The 15614-nt window shown below is 71.9% G+C and carries 13 protein-coding genes; 10 read left to right on the top strand and 3 right to left on the bottom strand.

What is annotated here, in order from left to right; genetic code table 11:
* Nucleotides 1-5 precede the first annotated feature (5 nt).
* Together ACFU5O_RS25940 and ACFU5O_RS25935 are read right to left on the bottom strand one after the other, a co-directional pair.
* A complete protein-coding gene (locus ACFU5O_RS25940) occupies nt 6-821 on the bottom strand; it encodes a PaaX family transcriptional regulator C-terminal domain-containing protein (RefSeq protein ID WP_384244236.1) in 816 nt (271 codons plus the stop codon).
* A gap of 4 nt (nt 822-825) precedes the next feature.
* Nucleotides 826-2460, bottom strand: a complete 1635-nt coding sequence (locus ACFU5O_RS25935; RefSeq protein WP_384244234.1) for an AMP-binding protein — start codon at nt 2458-2460, stop codon at nt 826-828.
* Between the two features lie 133 nt (nt 2461-2593).
* Here ACFU5O_RS25935 and ACFU5O_RS25930 point away from each other — a divergent pair, with 133 nt between their 5' ends.
* Both ACFU5O_RS25930 and ACFU5O_RS25925 read left to right on the top strand, forming a co-directional pair.
* A complete protein-coding gene (locus tag ACFU5O_RS25930) occupies nt 2594-3769 on the top strand; it encodes an acyl-CoA dehydrogenase family protein (RefSeq protein WP_384244232.1) in 1176 nt (391 codons plus the stop codon).
* Nucleotides 3766-4164: a RidA family protein gene (locus ACFU5O_RS25925; RefSeq protein ID WP_384244231.1), complete on the top strand. Its 399-nt coding sequence runs from the start codon at nt 3766-3768 to the stop codon at nt 4162-4164. The genes ACFU5O_RS25930 and ACFU5O_RS25925 overlap by 4 nt, the downstream gene beginning before the upstream one ends.
* Before the next feature lie 105 nt (nt 4165-4269).
* Here ACFU5O_RS25925 and ACFU5O_RS25920 read toward each other — a convergent pair whose 3' ends face one another.
* Nucleotides 4270-5682: an aminopeptidase P family protein gene (locus tag ACFU5O_RS25920; protein WP_384244230.1), complete on the bottom strand. Its 1413-nt coding sequence runs from the start codon at nt 5680-5682 to the stop codon at nt 4270-4272.
* 175 nt (nt 5683-5857) lie between these two features.
* On the opposite strand from ACFU5O_RS25920, the gene ACFU5O_RS25915 reads away from it, so the two are divergent.
* The 8 genes from ACFU5O_RS25915 (at nt 5858) to ACFU5O_RS25880 (ending at nt 15582) form a co-directional block, all read left to right on the top strand.
* Nucleotides 5858-8245 carry a collagenase gene (locus ACFU5O_RS25915; RefSeq protein ID WP_384244229.1) on the top strand — a complete coding sequence of 796 codons (2388 nt, stop codon included), beginning with the start codon at nt 5858-5860 and terminating at the stop codon, nt 8243-8245.
* 56 nt (nt 8246-8301) lie between these two features.
* On the top strand, nt 8302-9477 hold the full coding sequence (locus ACFU5O_RS25910) for an NAD(P)/FAD-dependent oxidoreductase (protein ID WP_384244227.1): 1176 nt from the start codon (nt 8302-8304) through the stop codon (nt 9475-9477).
* A complete protein-coding gene (locus ACFU5O_RS25905; protein ID WP_384244226.1) occupies nt 9474-9788 on the top strand; it encodes a (2Fe-2S)-binding protein in 315 nt (104 codons plus the stop codon). Before ACFU5O_RS25910 ends, ACFU5O_RS25905 begins: the two co-directional genes overlap by 4 nt.
* The gene (locus tag ACFU5O_RS25900) at nt 9769-11418 is read left to right on the top strand and encodes an FAD-dependent oxidoreductase (RefSeq protein ID WP_384244225.1); all 1650 of its coding nucleotides are present in this window, start codon (nt 9769-9771) and stop codon (nt 11416-11418) included. The genes ACFU5O_RS25905 and ACFU5O_RS25900 overlap by 20 nt, the downstream gene beginning before the upstream one ends.
* A gap of 95 nt (nt 11419-11513) precedes the next feature.
* Nucleotides 11514-12416 carry a dihydrodipicolinate synthase family protein gene (locus tag ACFU5O_RS25895; RefSeq protein ID WP_384244224.1) on the top strand — a complete coding sequence of 301 codons (903 nt, stop codon included), beginning with the start codon at nt 11514-11516 and terminating at the stop codon, nt 12414-12416.
* 90 nt (nt 12417-12506) lie between these two features.
* On the top strand, nt 12507-13508 hold the full coding sequence (locus ACFU5O_RS25890) for a proline racemase family protein (RefSeq protein WP_384244222.1): 1002 nt from the start codon (nt 12507-12509) through the stop codon (nt 13506-13508).
* A gap of 146 nt (nt 13509-13654) precedes the next feature.
* Nucleotides 13655-14626 carry a proline racemase family protein gene (locus ACFU5O_RS25885; RefSeq protein WP_384244282.1) on the top strand — a complete coding sequence of 324 codons (972 nt, stop codon included), beginning with the start codon at nt 13655-13657 and terminating at the stop codon, nt 14624-14626.
* Entirely contained in the window at nt 14623-15582 is a 960-nt protein-coding gene (locus tag ACFU5O_RS25880) for an ornithine cyclodeaminase family protein (RefSeq protein ID WP_384244221.1), read from the top strand. The genes ACFU5O_RS25885 and ACFU5O_RS25880 overlap by 4 nt, the downstream gene beginning before the upstream one ends.
* The last annotated feature ends 32 nt before the right edge of the window (nt 15583-15614 follow it).

Below are 15614 nucleotides of genomic sequence, written 5' to 3'. Positions count from 1 at the left end.
CCTGCTCAGGCCCCGCCGCCGTGCACGAACTCCGCCCCCGCATCCCGCAGCCGCTTGTGCAGTCCCGCGAAAACGGCCGCCGAGCGGCCTCCCGGCCAGCCGTCGGGCAGCAGCTCCTCCGGCAGCCCCGGGTCCGCGTACGGCAGACGGCGCCATGAGTCCAGCGCCAGGAGGTAGTCCCGGTACGCCTCCTCCGGCGGGGTGTCGGTGCGGGACTCCCACATCCGCAGCACCGCGCCGTGCGCATCGAGGAACTCCTCGTGCTGCTTCGCGACCGCCGCCAGGTCCCACCAGCGCGCCGCCGCATCCGCCGTCGGGGCGAAGCCCAGATGCTCCCCGCGGAAGAGATCCACGTACGGGTCGAGCTGCAGACGGCGCAGCGTGTGGCGCGTCTCGTCGTAGAAGCGGGCGGGGGCGATCCAGACACCCGGGGCCGCCGTGCCGAACCCCAGCCTGGCCAGCCGGGAGCGCAGCAGATGCCGCTTGTGGCGCTCGGCCTCGGGAACGGAGAAGATCGCGAGGACCCAGCCGTCGGACAGCTTCGGGGCCGCATGGCCGTAGATGCGCTCGTCGCCGTCGTCGAGGAGCTGCCGGGCATCAGCCGAGAGCGTGTAACCGGCAGCTCCGGCAGCCGTGCGCTGCGGCACGAGCAGCCCCCGCCGCTTGAGCCGCGAGACCGACGAGCGAACCGACGGCGCGTCCACGCCGACCGCACCCAGCAGGCGGATCAGTTCCGCCACCGCGAGGGAGCCCGCGGTCTCGCGTCCGAACGCGCCGTACAGGGTGACGATCAGGGAACGGGGGGTGTGCTGCTCTGCCACGTGGTCACTCTATGGCCCGCAGCCGGAAGCGCTGCAGCTTGCCCGTGGGAGTACGGGGCAACGCGTCCAGGAAGACGATCTCGCGCGGGCACTTGTACGGCACCAGACGGGCCTTCACGAAGTCGCGCAGCGCTGCGGCCGTACGGTCGTCACGCTCCACTCCCTCACGCGGCACGACGTACGCCACCACGATCCGGCCCCGCAGCTCGTCAGGACGCCCGACCACTGCCGCCTCCACCACATCCGGGTGGTCCAGCAGTGCGTCCTCGACCTCCGGGCCCGCGATGTTGTACCCGGCGGAGATGATCATGTCATCCGCGCGGGCGACATAGCGGAACCACCCGTCCGGCTCGCGCACATACGTGTCACCCGTCAGGTTCCAGCCGTCGCGCACGTACTCCCGCTGCCGCGGATCCGACAGATAGCGGCAGCCGACCGGCCCGCGCACCGCCAGCAGTCCCGGCTCGCCGTCCGCCACCGGCGCCCCGGTCGCGCCGTCCACGACCCGCGCCTCCCACCCCGGCACCGGCACCCCGGTCGTACCGGGACGGATGTCCCCGTCCGCCGCCGAGATGAAGATGTGCAGCAGCTCCGTGGCACCGATGCCGTTGATGAGGCGCAGCCCCGTCCGCTCGTGCCACGCCCGCCAGGTCGCCGCCGGAAGGTTCTCCCCGGCCGATACACAGCGCCGCAGCGACGTCACGTCGTACGCGGCGAGCTCGTCGAGCATGACGCGGTACGCCGTCGGCGCCGTGAACAGCACCGAGACCCGGTGCCTCGCGATCGCCGGAAGCAACTGCCGCGGACCGGCCTGCTCCAGCAGCAGCGCCGACGCGCCCGCCCGCATCGGAAAGATCACCAGCCCGCCCAGCCCGAACGTGAATCCGAGCGGCGGGCTGCCCGCGAAGACGTCCTCGGGCGTGGGACGCAGGACCTGCGCCGAGAAGGTGTCGGCGACGGCCAGCACATCCCGGTGGAAGTGCATGCACCCCTTCGGCCGCCCCGTCGTCCCGCTCGTGAAGGCGATCAGCGCCACATCGTCCGCCGCGGTCCGCACGGCGCCGTACGAGTCCGGCTTGCCCGCCGCCAGCCGCAGCAGGTCGTCCGGGGCGTCCCCGCCGTACACCGTGACCCGCAGCCCCGGCACCTCAGCCTTCACCAGCGCGTCGACCGCCCGGACGTCACAGAGGGCATGGTCCACCCGGGCGATCTCGCACATCGTGGCGAGCTCCTGGGACCGCTGCTGGGCGAGCACCGTGACGGCGACCCCACCCGCCTTCATCACCGCGAGCCAGCAGGCCGCCAGCCAGGGTGTCGTCGGCCCGCGCAGCATCACCCGGTTGCCGGGCACCACGCCGAGCTCATCCGTCAGGACGTGCGCGATCCGGTCGACGTGGCCACGCAGCTCGCCGTAGGTCCACACGGCGCCGGTCGTCCCGTCATGGAAAACGGGCCGGTCGGCCCCGTACCGGGCGATCGTCGCGTCCAGCAGCTCCGCACCGCAGTTGAGCCGCTCCGGGTAGTGCCCCTCCGGACCGTACAGGCCGGGCATGTCGAGAAGAAGTCGCGGCCATTGCTCACCGGGCGGGAGATGGTCGCGCGCAAAGGTGTCGAGGTGGGCCGAGGGTGTCAGCTCCATGTTCGCCCCCTTGTCGTGGTGGGGTCGCGCATCGAGCGTATCGTGATGGTGACGACAGTCAACGGTCCGCGATAATCTGGCTTTCCGAGGGCCACCCCCGGACCCCCGGCCACAGGAGAGTGAGGGGGCACGGATGTCAGCATTCTCGCTCGACCCGGCACAAACCGCTTGGTGCGCGGAGCTGCGCACGCTGGCCGCCGACCGGCTGCGCCCCCTCGCGGAGAACGGCGAACCGGGCCGGGTCAACCGACCGCTCGTCGCCGCCCTCGGCGAACTCGGTCTGCTGAAGCGGCTGTTCACCGACGCGAGCGCACTCGACCTGTGCCTGCTGCGGGAATCCCTCGCCTACGGCTGCACCGAGGCGGAGACCGCCCTGGCCCTCCAGGGTCTGGGAACGTATCCGCTCGTCCAGTCGGGTACAGGACCGCAACGTGACCGCTGGCTCCCCGAAGTCGTCGCGGGCCGCGCCGTCGCCGCCTTCGCGCTCAGCGAGCCGGACGCCGGTTCCGACGCCGCGGCGCTCGCCCTCGACGCCGCACCGCACGGCGACGGCTGGCGGCTCACCGGGCACAAACGCTGGATCTCCAACGCACCCGAAGCGGACTTCTACACCGTCTTCGCCCGAACGGGTGAGGCGCCCGGTGCCCGCGGCATCACCGCCTTCCTCGTCCCCGCCGACCGCCCCGGCCTGGCCGGCAGCGCGCTGGAGATGCTCTCCCCGCACCCGATCGGCGCCCTCGCCTTCGACGGCGTTCCCGTCACCCGCGACGACGTCATCGGCGAGCCCGGCAACGGCTTCCGCGTCGCCATGAACACCCTCAACCTCTTCCGCCCCAGCGTCGGCGCCTTCGCCACGGGTATGGCCCAGGCCGCGCTCGACGCGACGCTCGCCCACACCGCGGGCCGGATCGCGTTCGGAGGGCCGCTCAAGGACCTTCAGGCCGTCTCCCACCGGGCCGCCGAGATGGCGACCCGGACGGAGGCGGCGCGGCTCCTGGTGTACGCGGCGGCCTGCGCGTACGACTCCGGCGCGCCGGACGTGCCGCAGCGCTCCGCCATGGCGAAACTGTTCGCCACCGAGACCGCGCAGTACGTCGTGGACGCCGCGGTACAGCTGCACGGCGCCCAGGCTCTCCAGCGGGGGCATCTGCTGGAGCACCTCTACCGGGAGGTCCGCGCACCACGGATCTACGAAGGGGCCAGCGAGGTCCAGCGCGGCATCATCGCGAAGGAGCTGTACGCGCGGTCCGGAGCGCGGCACGACACCCGGGCCGGCGCGGAGATCCCCGCCCGGAAGGACGCCCGATGACCCTTGAACGCATCAACCCGCCCGAGCTCTCCCCGCCCACCGGCTTCTCGCACGCCGTGGCCGCCACGGGCTCCCGGCTGGTGCTGCTGGCCGGTCAGACCTCCCTCGACAGGGACGGCAAGGTCATCGGGAGCGGGCTCGTCGAGCAGTTCGAGAACGCTCTCTCCAATCTCCTCGCCGCCCTCACCGCGGCCGGCGGCACCTCCCACGACCTGGCCCGCGTCACCGTCTACGCGACCGATGTCGCCGACTACCGCGCGCACGCTCACGAACTGGGCCGTGTCTGGCACCGGCTGGCAGGGCGCGACTATCCCGCGATGGCGGTCATCGGCGCAGTACGTCTCTGGGACGAACAGGCGCTGGTCGAGCTGGACGGGATCGCCGTACTGCCGTAGCGACCGTCGTGATGCCGTGGTTGTGATGCCGTGGTCGTGATGCCGTGGTCGTGATGCCGTAGGAGTGCCGGCCGGCCGGTCGTGCGTGGGGGCCGGTGGGACAGGTCAGGGCCGGTCGGTCAGGAGCGCGTCCATCCACTCCTCGACGGCGTCGGGCGTACGCGGCAACGCGCCCGACATCAGGCGTGCGCCGTCGGCCGTGATGACCAGGTCGTCCTCGATCCGCACACCGATCCCACGCAGCCGCGCCGGCAGGGTCTCGTCGTCGGGCTGGAGGTAGAGTCCCGGCTCGACGGTGAGGACCTGGCCCTCCTCCAGCACCCCGTCGAGATACGCCTCCACGCGGGCCTTGGCGCAGTCGTGCACATCGAGGCCGAGCATGTGGCCGCTGCTGCAGAGGGTGTAACGACGGTGCAGGTCGCCGTCGCCGTTCTTGAGGACGCCCCACTCGGCGAGCCCGTCCGCGATCACCCGCATACAGGCACGGTGGAAATCCCGGAAGCTCGCACCCGGCCTGAGCGCCGCCATGCCCGCCTCCTGGGCGGCCAGCACGAGCTCGTACACCTGACGCTGCACCGGGGAGAAGCGGCCGGACAGCGGGAGGGTGCGGGTGATGTCGGCGGTGTAGAGCGTGTCGGTCTCCCCGCCCGCGTCGAGCAGCAGCAGTTCGGAGGGGTCGAGGCGGCCGTCGTTGCGTATCCAGTGCAGTACGCAGGCATGGGCGCCGGAAGCGGCGATCGTCTCGTAGCCGGTTCCGTTGCCCTCCAGCCTGGCACGCAGTCCGAAGACGCCCTCGATCCAGCGCTCACCGCGTTCGTGGGTGAGCGCGCGCGGCAGGGCGCGGACGACGTCCTCGAAGCCGGCGGTGGTCTGATCGACGGCCAGCTGGAGCTGCCCGACCTCCCAGTGATCCTTCACCAGACGCAGCTCCGAGAGGGCGCCGGCGAGTGCGGGATCGGTCGTGGCGCTCCGGCCGGGCGGCAGCCGGTCGATCCCGTCCAGGTGCGCGCAGCGGATGCCGGTCAGCCGCTCGGCCTCGGCCAGGTCGGGGCGGCGGCCCACCCAGAACTCCCCGTAGCGGCGGTCCCGGTAGAACTCCTCGTCACCGCCCGTGCCACGGGACGACCTCGGTCGCAGATACAGCACCGGCTCGTGGCCGGCCGGGCCCGAAGGCTCCATGACGAGCACATGACCGGCCTGGTCCTCGCCGGTCAGCCCGGTCAGCCACGCGTATGCGCTGTGGGGGCGGAAGCGATGGTCGCAGTCGTTGGAGCGGACCTTCAACTCACCTGCGGGGACCAGCAGTCGCTCACCGGGGAAGCGGGCGGAGAGGCGGGCGCGGCGGGCCGGGGTCATGGCGTGGGCCGGGACCCGGACGTCGGAGGGGAGGGGGGTGGCCGCCCATCCGGTGCGCATGAACTTGGCCAGTTCCGGTGAAACCGGCAGGTCATGGCTGCCGGTGCCGGGCGACTGGGACGAGGGTCGGGCGGCGGACTGCGGTGCGGGGGTCTCGGTCATCCGGGCTCCCTGGTAACGGACTTGGTCTGAGGCCTTGTCAGTGCAATTTCACATTACTATGTTACGGGTCACATCGCGCCGCTCGGTTCGGCCAATCCCCTTGTGCACCACGGCGCTTCGCGATGACCGCACTGCTGTCACACCTCCCACCCCACCTCCCACACAGGAGCCATCGGTGTCCCAGCCCAGATCCGTGCTGCCCGGATCCATACGCAAGCCCCTGCTCGCAGGAGCCGTCGCCGTCACCCTGCTGGCCACGCTCGGGCAGACCACCCGGGCGACCGGGGCGGAACAGGCCCCGACCGCCGCCCCCACCACCCCGACCGCCGCCTTCGCCGCCAGACCCGGTCCGGCCGCCCCGCCGGCCGCCGGCCACGGCGAGAACCCCTTCGACGAGGTCGAGCGCCTCGCCAGGGCCCCCAGGCGGGTCGCCGTGCCTGCCGCCGCGCCCGGAGAACTGACGGAGGGCCGCACACCCGGCAGGCAGGGCCCCAAGAAGAGCGACGCCTCACGCAATGCCGCTCTGCGGGCCTCCGGTGTCCCGTGCACCCTGGACGGCGTCACCCGCCTCGGCCCCGAACAGCTCGCCGACTTCCTCGCCGACCCGGCCGTCACCGCCGACGGCTGCCTGAGCGGCCTCATCTGGACCTGGGACGCCCGGCTCACGCCCATCATGTCGGACGCCCATGTCCAGGCCGTCGGCCGCCGGATCTCCTCGCTCGCGGCACGCCACGACGGCCGCAACGGCACGCATCTGCTGGAGATGTTCACGTATCTCCACGCCGTCGCCTACCACGACTTCTCGCGCCCCGAGATAGACATCACCGACGTCCCCACGACCGAGATACTGCGGCGGGCCGTCAACGACTTCGGCACCGCGGCCCGCACCTTCCAGGTCACGAAAACCAACGCCGAGACCCTGCGCGAGGCGCTCTACACCGCCAGCGCGCCAGGGCTCCGGCACAGCCAGCTCGGGCTGATCAAGAAGGTCCTGGCGACGATGGACAGGTACCACACGGGCCAGTACGACAACGCGTCCTGGGGCGGCGCGGCTCTGGCCGCGCTCTCCGTGAACTACCTGGGCATCTACCCCGGCAACCGGGACACCGCGTTCCACAACGTGGTCACCCAGAATCCCTCCTACCGGGCGGCCTTCAGGGCCTTCGCAAGCCACACCCACCTCAAGGGCACCCCCAACGAGTGGGTCGTACGCGACGCACTCGGCGAATACGGCCGTTTCGGCCAAGTGGCCGCCCTCAAGGCGCAGATCGTGCCCGACCTCGGCACCCTGCTGTCCGTCACCCGCACCAACTTCGGTTACGGCAGCCGCCCCTGGGCCTCACTCGCCACCTGGCTCGGCTTCTACGAGGCCTGCAAGCCGTACGGGGTCTGCAAGGACGACATCGAACGACAGATCTTCCCGCAGACGTACACCTACGACAACGGTGCCATCAAGGTCCGCACGGCCCTCGACCGCGCCACCGTCGACCAGCTCTACTACGCGAGCAAGCAGGTCAAGGCGCAGTTCCACCGGGTCCTCGGCGCCGAGCAGCCGCTGGCCGGCGACACCAACACCTCGCTCACCATCGTGCTGTACGCCTCCCGCGCCGACTACGAGGTCTACCACCCCCTCCTCACCGGCATGGGCACCGAGAACGGCGGGATCTACATCGAGCGGGGCGCCACCTTCTACACCTATCAGCGCCGGGTCCCCCAGGACTCCTCGCTCACCCTCGAGGAGCTCTTCCGCCACGAGTACGTGCACTACCTCAACGGCCGCTGGGCCGTGCCCGGATACTTCGGCGAGGGACCTTGGTACAGCGGCGACCGTACGACCGCGATGGACGAGGGAACGGCGGAGTTCTTCGACGGGGCGACACGCGACAACGGCATCGCGGTCCGCAAGTCCCTCGTCCGCGGGATCATCAGGGACACCGCCGGCGGCGGTCCCCGGATGACCGTCGACCAACTGCTGCACGCCACCTACGACGGGGACGGCTTCCGCTTCTACAACTACGCGGGCACCTTCTTCGAGTTCCTGTGGACCGAGCGGCCATCACTGCTCCGCGAGATGTACGGCCATCTCCGGGCCGACGACCCCAGGGCCTTCGACGCCTGGCGCAGCCGTCTCGGCGGGGACCCGGCGTTGCAGCGCGCCTACGACACCTTCCTGGACGCCCAGATCGCCAAGGTCGACGAGCTGTTCGTGCCCAACACGACGTACACGCCCAACGGGCAGCTCAGGGACGCCTCGCTGGAGGCGGTCCGCTCGTCCTTCGCCGCCGCGACGTACGCCGACCCGGCATGCGCGGAGAGCGGCGAGCCTGGCAAGCGGCGCTTCACCTGCACCGGAAGGATCACCGCCAACCTCGCGGACGCCGCCAGTCCCGACCTCGTCTTCAAGGACATGTCCGAGACCGTCGACTACTTCATCCTCGACCGGGCAGGAGCCGCGTCCAACAACCTCGCCGACATGAACTGCTCCTTCGGGGCGGTCGAGATCTGGGTCAACGGCCGGGCGGGCAGCTCCACTTATCGCTGCGAGGGCCCGCTCCGCAGCTGAAGCCGGGTCGCGTGTGCTCCCTTCCCCGGGACATGGCAATGTGACATATTACTGCTGTGCCCACCAGACACCCCCGTGGTCCCCTGGACGCCGTCATCGTCGGCGCCGGCGTCGTCGGAGCGGCTTGCGCCTACTACGCGAGCCGGGCCGGCCTGGCCGTCGCCGTCGTCGACCGCGGATCCGTCGCGGGCGGCACCACCGGTGCCGGGGAAGGGAACCTTCTCGTCTCCGACAAGGAGCCGGGACCCGAGCTCGATCTCGCGCTGCTGTCCACCCGACTCTGGCGCGAACTCACCGAAGTCCTCCCACCGGAGACGGAGTACGAGCCCAAAGGCGGTCTCGTCGTGGCGCCCGACGAGACCGCCCTCACCGCTCTGCGCGCCTTCGCCGACGGACAGCGCAAAGCGGGCGCGGAGACGTACGAAGTTCCCCCCGACCGCCTCCAGGAACTCGAACCCCACCTCGCGGACGGCCTCGCCGGCGGATTCCACTACCCGCAGGACGCGCAGGTCCAGCCCGCCCGCGCCGCAGCCCAACTGCTCCACGCCGCAAGGGAGTCCGGAGCCGTCGTCCGGCTCCGCGAGGAGGTCACCGGTATCCTCGCCGCACCCGGGGACGGCAGGATCAGGGGCGTGCGCACTCGGCACGGCGAACTCCTCGCCCCCGCCGTCGTCAACGCCGCCGGCACCTGGGGCGCTGCCCTCGCGCGTCTCGCGGGTACCGAACTGCCCGTCCTCCCGCGTCGCGGCTTCGTCCTCGTCACCGAGCCACTGCCGCGCGTCGTCCGGCACAAGGTCTACGCCGCCGACTACATCGCCGACGTCGCCAGCGGCTCCGCCGCCCTCCAGTCCTCCGCCGTCGTCGAAGGCACACCGTCAGGACCGGTGCTGATCGGGGCCACCCGTGAACGCGTCGGCTTCGACCGGGCGTTGTCGCCGGAGGCACTGCGACGCCTCGCGGTCCAGGCCGCCACACTCTTCCCCGTACTCGCCGACGTGCGCGTGCTGCGGACGTACCACGGCTTCAGGCCCTATCTCCCCGACCATCTCCCCGCCATCGGGCCCGACCCGCGAGTCCCCGGGCTGTTCCACGCCTGCGGCCACGAGGGCGCGGGCATCGGACTGGCACCCGCGACCGGACACCTGATCGCCGCGGCACTGAGCGGCGCACAACCCGCCCTGGACCTGCGCCCGTTCGGTCCGGAACGTTTCGAGTCAGGAGCAGCGCAGTGACCAGAACACCGGCGTCCCTGGCGAGAGCGGAACCCGGGTCCCCGTACGAGATCACCTTCGACGGGCTGCCGGTCAGCGCGCTGCCCGGCCAGAGTGTCGCCGCCGCCCTCTGGTCGGCGGGCATCCTCGCCTGGCGCACCACCCGCGACAGGGGCGCGCCCCGCGGCGCCTTCTGCGGCATCGGATCCTGCTACGACTGCCTCGCCACCGTCAACGGCCGCCCGAACCAGCGTGCCTGCATGGTCCCGGCCCGCCCGGGCGACACCATCACCACCCAGGAGGGCACCGGCCATGAAGACCTCGCCGTCTGAACCCGGCGCCCCCTGCGAACCGGCCGGCGTCGAAGTGGCCGTCGTCGGAGCCGGTCCCGCCGGACTCGCCGCCGCCGTCACCGCGGCGGGACTGGGCCTGCGGGTGGCACTGCTCGACGCGTCGGAGCAACCCGGCGGACAGTTCTACCGGCACCCCGCACCCGGCCTTCGCGCGGGCCGGCCCGAAGCGCTGCACCACCACTGGGAGGCATTCGCCCGCAGGGAACGCGCCCTGCGCACCAACATGGCATCGGGCCGCATCATCCATCTGCCCGCACATCACGTCTGGACGGTCCTCCCCGAACAAGCGGCGGGTGCGGGCGAGCCGAGCGGAATCCCGCACTGGCGGCTGCACGCCGTCGCAGGACACCACGGCGCCGACGAGCGCGCTGTCACCGTACGGGCCCGCACCGTACTGCTGGCCACCGGAGCGTACGAGCGCCAACTCCCTTTCCCCGGCTGGACACTGCCCGGCGTCGTCGGCGCAGGCGGCGCGCAGGCGATGCTCAAGTCCGGCCTCGTGCTTCCCGGCCGCCGTGTCGTCGTCGCGGGCAGCGGGCCTCTGCTGCTCGCCGTCGCCCGGTCGCTCGCAGCCGCCGGTGCCACCGTGCCGGCCGTCGTCGAGGCCGCCTCCTACACGGCGTACGCACATCGACTGCCCGCCCTCGTACGCAACCCCGGCAAGCTCGCCGAGGGCGCCGCACACGGCGGCGCGCTGCTCAGGCACGGAGTACGACTGCTCGCCAGACACGCTGTCGTCGCTGCCCACGGCAGGGAACGCGTCGAGGCCGTCACCGTCGCGCGGCTCGACCATGACTGGCGGCCCGTTCCCGGCAGCCGACGGCGCATCCCGTGCGACGCGCTGGCCGTCGGCCATGGCCTCGTCCCCCAGCTGGAGCTCGCCACCGGCGTCGGCTGCGCAACTCGCCGAACTCCCGACGGCGCGGTCGCCCTCGAACTTGACCGCGAGCAGCGCACCTCCGTCCCAGGCGTCTGGTCGGCGGGGGAGACCGGCGGAATCGGCGGAGCGGAACTCGCGCTGGCGGAAGGCGAGCTGGCCGCCTACTCCATCGCGCACACCCTGCACGGAACGCCGTCGCCCCGGCGGAGGACGGCGGCCCTGGCTGCACGCCGCGACCGGCTACGGGCCTTCGCCGACACGATGACCGCGGCCCACCGCCCGCGGCCGGGGTGGACCGGGTGGCTCGACGACGCCACCGATGTGTGCCGCTGCGAAGAGGTACCGGCCGGGATGATCAGGGAGGCGGCCGGTGAACTCGGCGCGCACGACGTCCGAACGGTCAAGCTGCTGACCCGGGCCGGAATGGGCTGGTGCCAGGGGCGTGTGTGCGGGCCGGCCGTGGCGCTGCTGGCCGGAGAGGAGCCCGCGCCGGACCGGCGGCCACTGTCCTGTCCGGTGCCGTTGAACCACCTGGCGGACCTGCCGCGTTCTGCCGCAGGACCGCGTCCCGCGGAGCCGGGGGATCCGGCGCCGAACGATTCGACGGAATCATCCTCGCCGTCCGGTCCGCCCGCGCCGTCCGGTCCGCCCGCGTCGCCCGGTCCGTGCGGCCCCTCCGACCGGGCCGACCCGGCCGACCGCCTCGGCCCGCCGGGCATCCCGCGCTGAGATTTCGTCAGGAAACCGCGTCCTCGACGCTGCCTTGGTCTTGTGGCTGCATCCGGCCCATTAGTAAAATGTCACACCGTACTCTAGGAGTTGATATGGCATTCGCACCCCGCACGCGCCCCTGGCACGGTGTCATGGTCGCCACCGCCCTGCCCCTGCGTGACGATCTGTCCATCGACTACGACGGTTACGCCGACCATGTCGCCTGGCTCATCAGGAACGGCTGCGACGGCGTCGTTCCCAACGGCTCTCTCGGCGAGTATCAGACCCTGACCGACGACGAGCGCGCCCGCGTGGTGCGTACCGCCGTGGAGGCGGCGGGCGACGGGCGCCGGGTGATGCCGGGCGTCGCGGCCTACGGCAGTGCCGAGTCGCGCCGTTGGGCCGACCAGGCCGCCGAGGCCGGAGCCGGATCCGTACTCCTGCTCCCGCCCAACGCCTATCGCGCGGACGAGGAGGCTGTCGTCGCCCACTATGCCGAAGTCGCGCGCTCCGGCGTCCCCGTCGTCGCCTACAACAACCCGTACGACACCAGGACGGATCTCACCCCCGCCCTGCTCGCCCGCCTCCACGGCGAGAACAGCATCGTCGCCGTCAAGGAGTTCAGCGGCGATGTCCGCCGCGCCTATGAGATCGCCGAACTCGCCCCCGGGCTCGACCTGCTGATCGGCGCCGACGACGTACTGCTCGAACTCGCCCTCGCGGGCGCGGTCGGCTGGATCGCCGGCTACCCCAATGCTTTGCCCGATTCCTGCGTCACCCTCTATCGGGCCGCCGTCGCAGGGGACCTGGAGACAGCGCTGCCGCTCTACAAATCCCTGCATCCGCTGCTGCGCTGGGATTCGAGGACGGAGTTCGTCCAGGCCATCAAGCTCTCCATGGACCTGGCCGGGCGCCCGGGCGGCCCCACCCGTCCGCCGCGCTCACCGCTCAGCACGGACCAGGAGACAGCCGTGCGTGCCGCCACCGAGAAGGCGCTCGCCGAGGGACACGGATAGGGACCGGCCGGCGGCAGCCGAGCCCCGACCCGACCCGACCCGACCCGACCCGTCAGGACCGGACCGACAACACAGCGAGACGAGGACTTCATGCGCACCCGCCACGTCTTCCACGCCGTCGACTCGCACACCGAGGGCATGCCGACCCGCGTCGTCACCGGTGGCGTCGGTGTCATCCCCGGCGCCACGATGGCCGAGCGCCGACGGCACTTCATCGACCATCTCGACCACGTCCGCACGCTGCTCATGTGCGAGCCGCGCGGCCACTCCGCGATGAGCGGTGCGATCCTGCAGCCGCCGACCCGGCCGGACGCCGACTACGGCGTGCTGTTCATCGAGGTGTCCGGACTGCTGCCGATGTGCGGCCACGGCACCATCGGGGTCGCCACCGTTCTCGTCGAGACCGGCATGGTGCCCGTCACCGAACCGGTCACCACGGTCCGGCTCGACACCCCGGCCGGGCTGGTGCGCGTGGACGTACACGTCGAGGACGGGGCGGCCAGGTCCGTCACACTGACCAATGTCCCGGCCTTCTGCCTCGCACTGGACCGCAAGGTCGAAGTACCCGGACACGGCACGGTCACGTATGACATAGCATACGGCGGAAACTTCTACGCGGTCGTCTCCCTGGACGCCCTCGGTCTCCCCTTCGACCGTGCCCGCAAGGACGATCTGCTCGCCGCCGGACTCGCCGTCATGGACGCCATCAACGGGACCGAACGGCCCGTCCACCCCGACAACCCGGGCATCGCCGGCGTCAAGCATGTCTACCTCGCCGCCCCGGGCTCCGACGCCGTGCGCTCCCGGCACGCCATGGCCATCCATCCGGGCTGGTTCGACCGTTCCCCGTGCGGTACGGGTACCAGCGCCCGGATGGCTCAGCTGCACGCCCGCGGTGAACTCCCTCTCGGCAGGGACTTCGTCAACGAGTCATACATCGGTACGGAGTTCACCGGCCGTCTGGTCGAGGAGACCACGGTCGGCGGGCTGCCCGCTGTCGTCCCCACCGTCACCGGCCGTGCCTGGATCACCGGCACCGCGCAGTACTTCCTGGACCCGACCGACCCGTTCCCCGGAGGCTTCCTCCTGTGACCGCCCGGACTCCACGCATTCCACCGACTTCACCGACACCGCCGACCTCAACGGCCGCGGCCCCGGCTGCGCCTTCGACGCCGACGCCGCCGGCCGAGACCGTCGTCCGCGCCACCGACTACCACACCGCCGGTGAGCCCTTCCGGATCGTCAGCGACGGGCTTCCCCCGGCCCCCGGTGACACGGTCGCCGAACGCTGCGCCAACGCCATCGGTGCCGGGGGCTCCGCGACCGCACCCCGCCCCGGCCCCCTGGACGACGTCCGGCGGCTCCTCGTCCAGGAACCGCGCGGCCATGCGGGCATGTACGGCGGCTTCGTCGTACCTCCCGACGACGAAGGCGCCCACTTCGGGGTGCTGTTCTGGCACAAGGACGGCTACTCCACGGCCTGCGGCCACGGCACCCTCGCACTCGGCGCATGGGCGGTGGACAGCGGCCGCGTCCAGGCGCCGGTGGACGGCTCCGTGCAGATCCGTATCGACGTCCCGTCCGGACGGGTCACGGCGACGGTCCACCGCGAACACGGCCGGACCACCGCGGTCGGCTTCCGCAATGTCCCCGCCCGCGTGACCGCCCGGAAGATCCCGGTCGCCACCAGCTTCGGCACCGCCGATGTCGATGTGGCGCACGCCGGCGCCTGCTACGCGTCGGTGCCCGCAGCGCAGCTGGGGCTCGACGCGGACCGGGCCGCGCTGCCCCAACTCGTACGCGCGGGGCGCGAGATCCGCGCCGCGCTGGCCGGCCACCCCGCCACCTGGCATCCCGACAGTCCGCTGCTCTCCGGCGTCTACGGTGTGATCCTCTACGAGGAGCTGCCCGACACCGAGGCCGGGCCCGCCCAGGCCAATGTGACGGTCTTCGCCGACGGCCAGATCGACCGCTCGCCGTGCGGCTCCGGCACCTCCGCGCGCCTCGCCCTGCTCGCGGAGGACGGCAGGCTCGGCCCGGGCGACACTCTGCACCACGAGTCGGTCGTCGGTACGGTCTTCACCGGCCGCGTGATCTCCCGCACGGACGAGGGGATCATCACGGAGGTGACCGGGACCGCGTACCGCACCGGCGAGCACGTATTCGTGCACGACCCGTACGACACGCTGGCGACGGGTTTCCTGCTGTGAAGGCGTCCGATCCGGGCCTGCTCCACCTGGACGCGCACGACATCGCCAGGCTGCTGACACCCGCGGAGGCGGCGGACGCCGTGGAGCAGGTGCTCAGGGACGGCCTCGACCCCGAGCACTGCCCGCCCCGCACCCATGTCGCCGTCCCGGCAGGCCAACTGCTGCTGATGCCCGCCGCGGCGGGGCCGTACGCCGGAGTCAAGATCGCCGGCGTGGTCCCCGCCAACCCGGGGCGGGGGCTTCCCCGGATCACCGGGAGCTATCTGCTGCTGGACGGAGTGACGTTGGTCCCGCTGGCACTGCTGGACGGGGCGGCGCTGACCGCCCTGCGCACGCCGGCCGTCTCCGCGGTCGCCCTGAGGCGGCTGGCGGCGCCCGACGCCGGACATGCCGTGCTCTTCGGGGCGGGACCGCAGGCGTACGGACATCTGGAAGCGGCCCTCGCCGAGCTGCCGTTGAGCCGGGTGACCGTGGTCGCCCGCAGGCCGGAGCGGGCACAGGCACTGGTCGACCACGCTCGTGGGCGCGGTCTCGACGCGCGCATCGGCGGCCCCGGCGACGTGTCGGAGTCGGACCTCGTCATCTGCTGCACCACCGCACGTGAGCCGCTCTTCGACGGGGACCTGGTCCCGGACCGTGCCACCGTGATCGCGGTCGGCTCACATGAACCGGACGCGCGTGAGACCGGTACCGAACTCGTCCGGCGCGCGGACGTCTACGTCGAATCGCGGGCGGCCGCACTGCGCGAGGCGGGAGATCTGATCATCCCGGAGGCGGAAGGCGCCGTCGCGCCGGGATACTTCGCGGGTACGCTCGCAGAGCTGGTCGGCGGATCCGTCACGGTGACCGGCGGGCGCCCCCGGCTGTTCAAGAGCGTGGGGATGGCCTGGGAGGACCTCGCCGTGGCCGCGGCTGTCCACAGGCGAGCGACGGCGGGCCCCAGTGGCGCAACGTGACATTGTACGCTGGCTCCTCGCGGATTCACGGA

Origin of the sequence: Streptomyces sp. NPDC057445, from assembly GCF_042802855.1 — a bacterium.
Lineage (GTDB): Bacteria > Actinomycetota > Actinomycetes > Streptomycetales > Streptomycetaceae > Streptomyces.
The sequence above is the reverse complement of the archived record's forward strand: the minus strand, read 5'-3'. Positions and strand labels throughout refer to the sequence as shown.

What these genes read in the sequence shown, in the direction of transcription:
- ACFU5O_RS25935 (WP_384244234.1), bottom strand. Translation starts at nt 2,460, where the DNA reads ATGGAGCTGACACCCTCGGCCCACCTCGACACCTTTGCGCGCGACCAT.
- ACFU5O_RS25930 (WP_384244232.1), top strand. Translation starts at nt 2,594, where the DNA reads ATGTCAGCATTCTCGCTCGACCCGGCACAAACCGCTTGGTGCGCGGAG.
- ACFU5O_RS25925 (WP_384244231.1), top strand. Translation starts at nt 3,766, where the DNA reads ATGACCCTTGAACGCATCAACCCGCCCGAGCTCTCCCCGCCCACCGGC.
- ACFU5O_RS25920 (WP_384244230.1), bottom strand. Translation starts at nt 5,682, where the DNA reads ATGACCGAGACCCCCGCACCGCAGTCCGCCGCCCGACCCTCGTCCCAG.
- ACFU5O_RS25900 (WP_384244225.1), top strand. Translation starts at nt 9,769, where the DNA reads ATGAAGACCTCGCCGTCTGAACCCGGCGCCCCCTGCGAACCGGCCGGC.
- ACFU5O_RS25895 (WP_384244224.1), top strand. Translation starts at nt 11,514, where the DNA reads ATGGCATTCGCACCCCGCACGCGCCCCTGGCACGGTGTCATGGTCGCC.
- ACFU5O_RS25890 (WP_384244222.1), top strand. Translation starts at nt 12,507, where the DNA reads ATGCGCACCCGCCACGTCTTCCACGCCGTCGACTCGCACACCGAGGGC.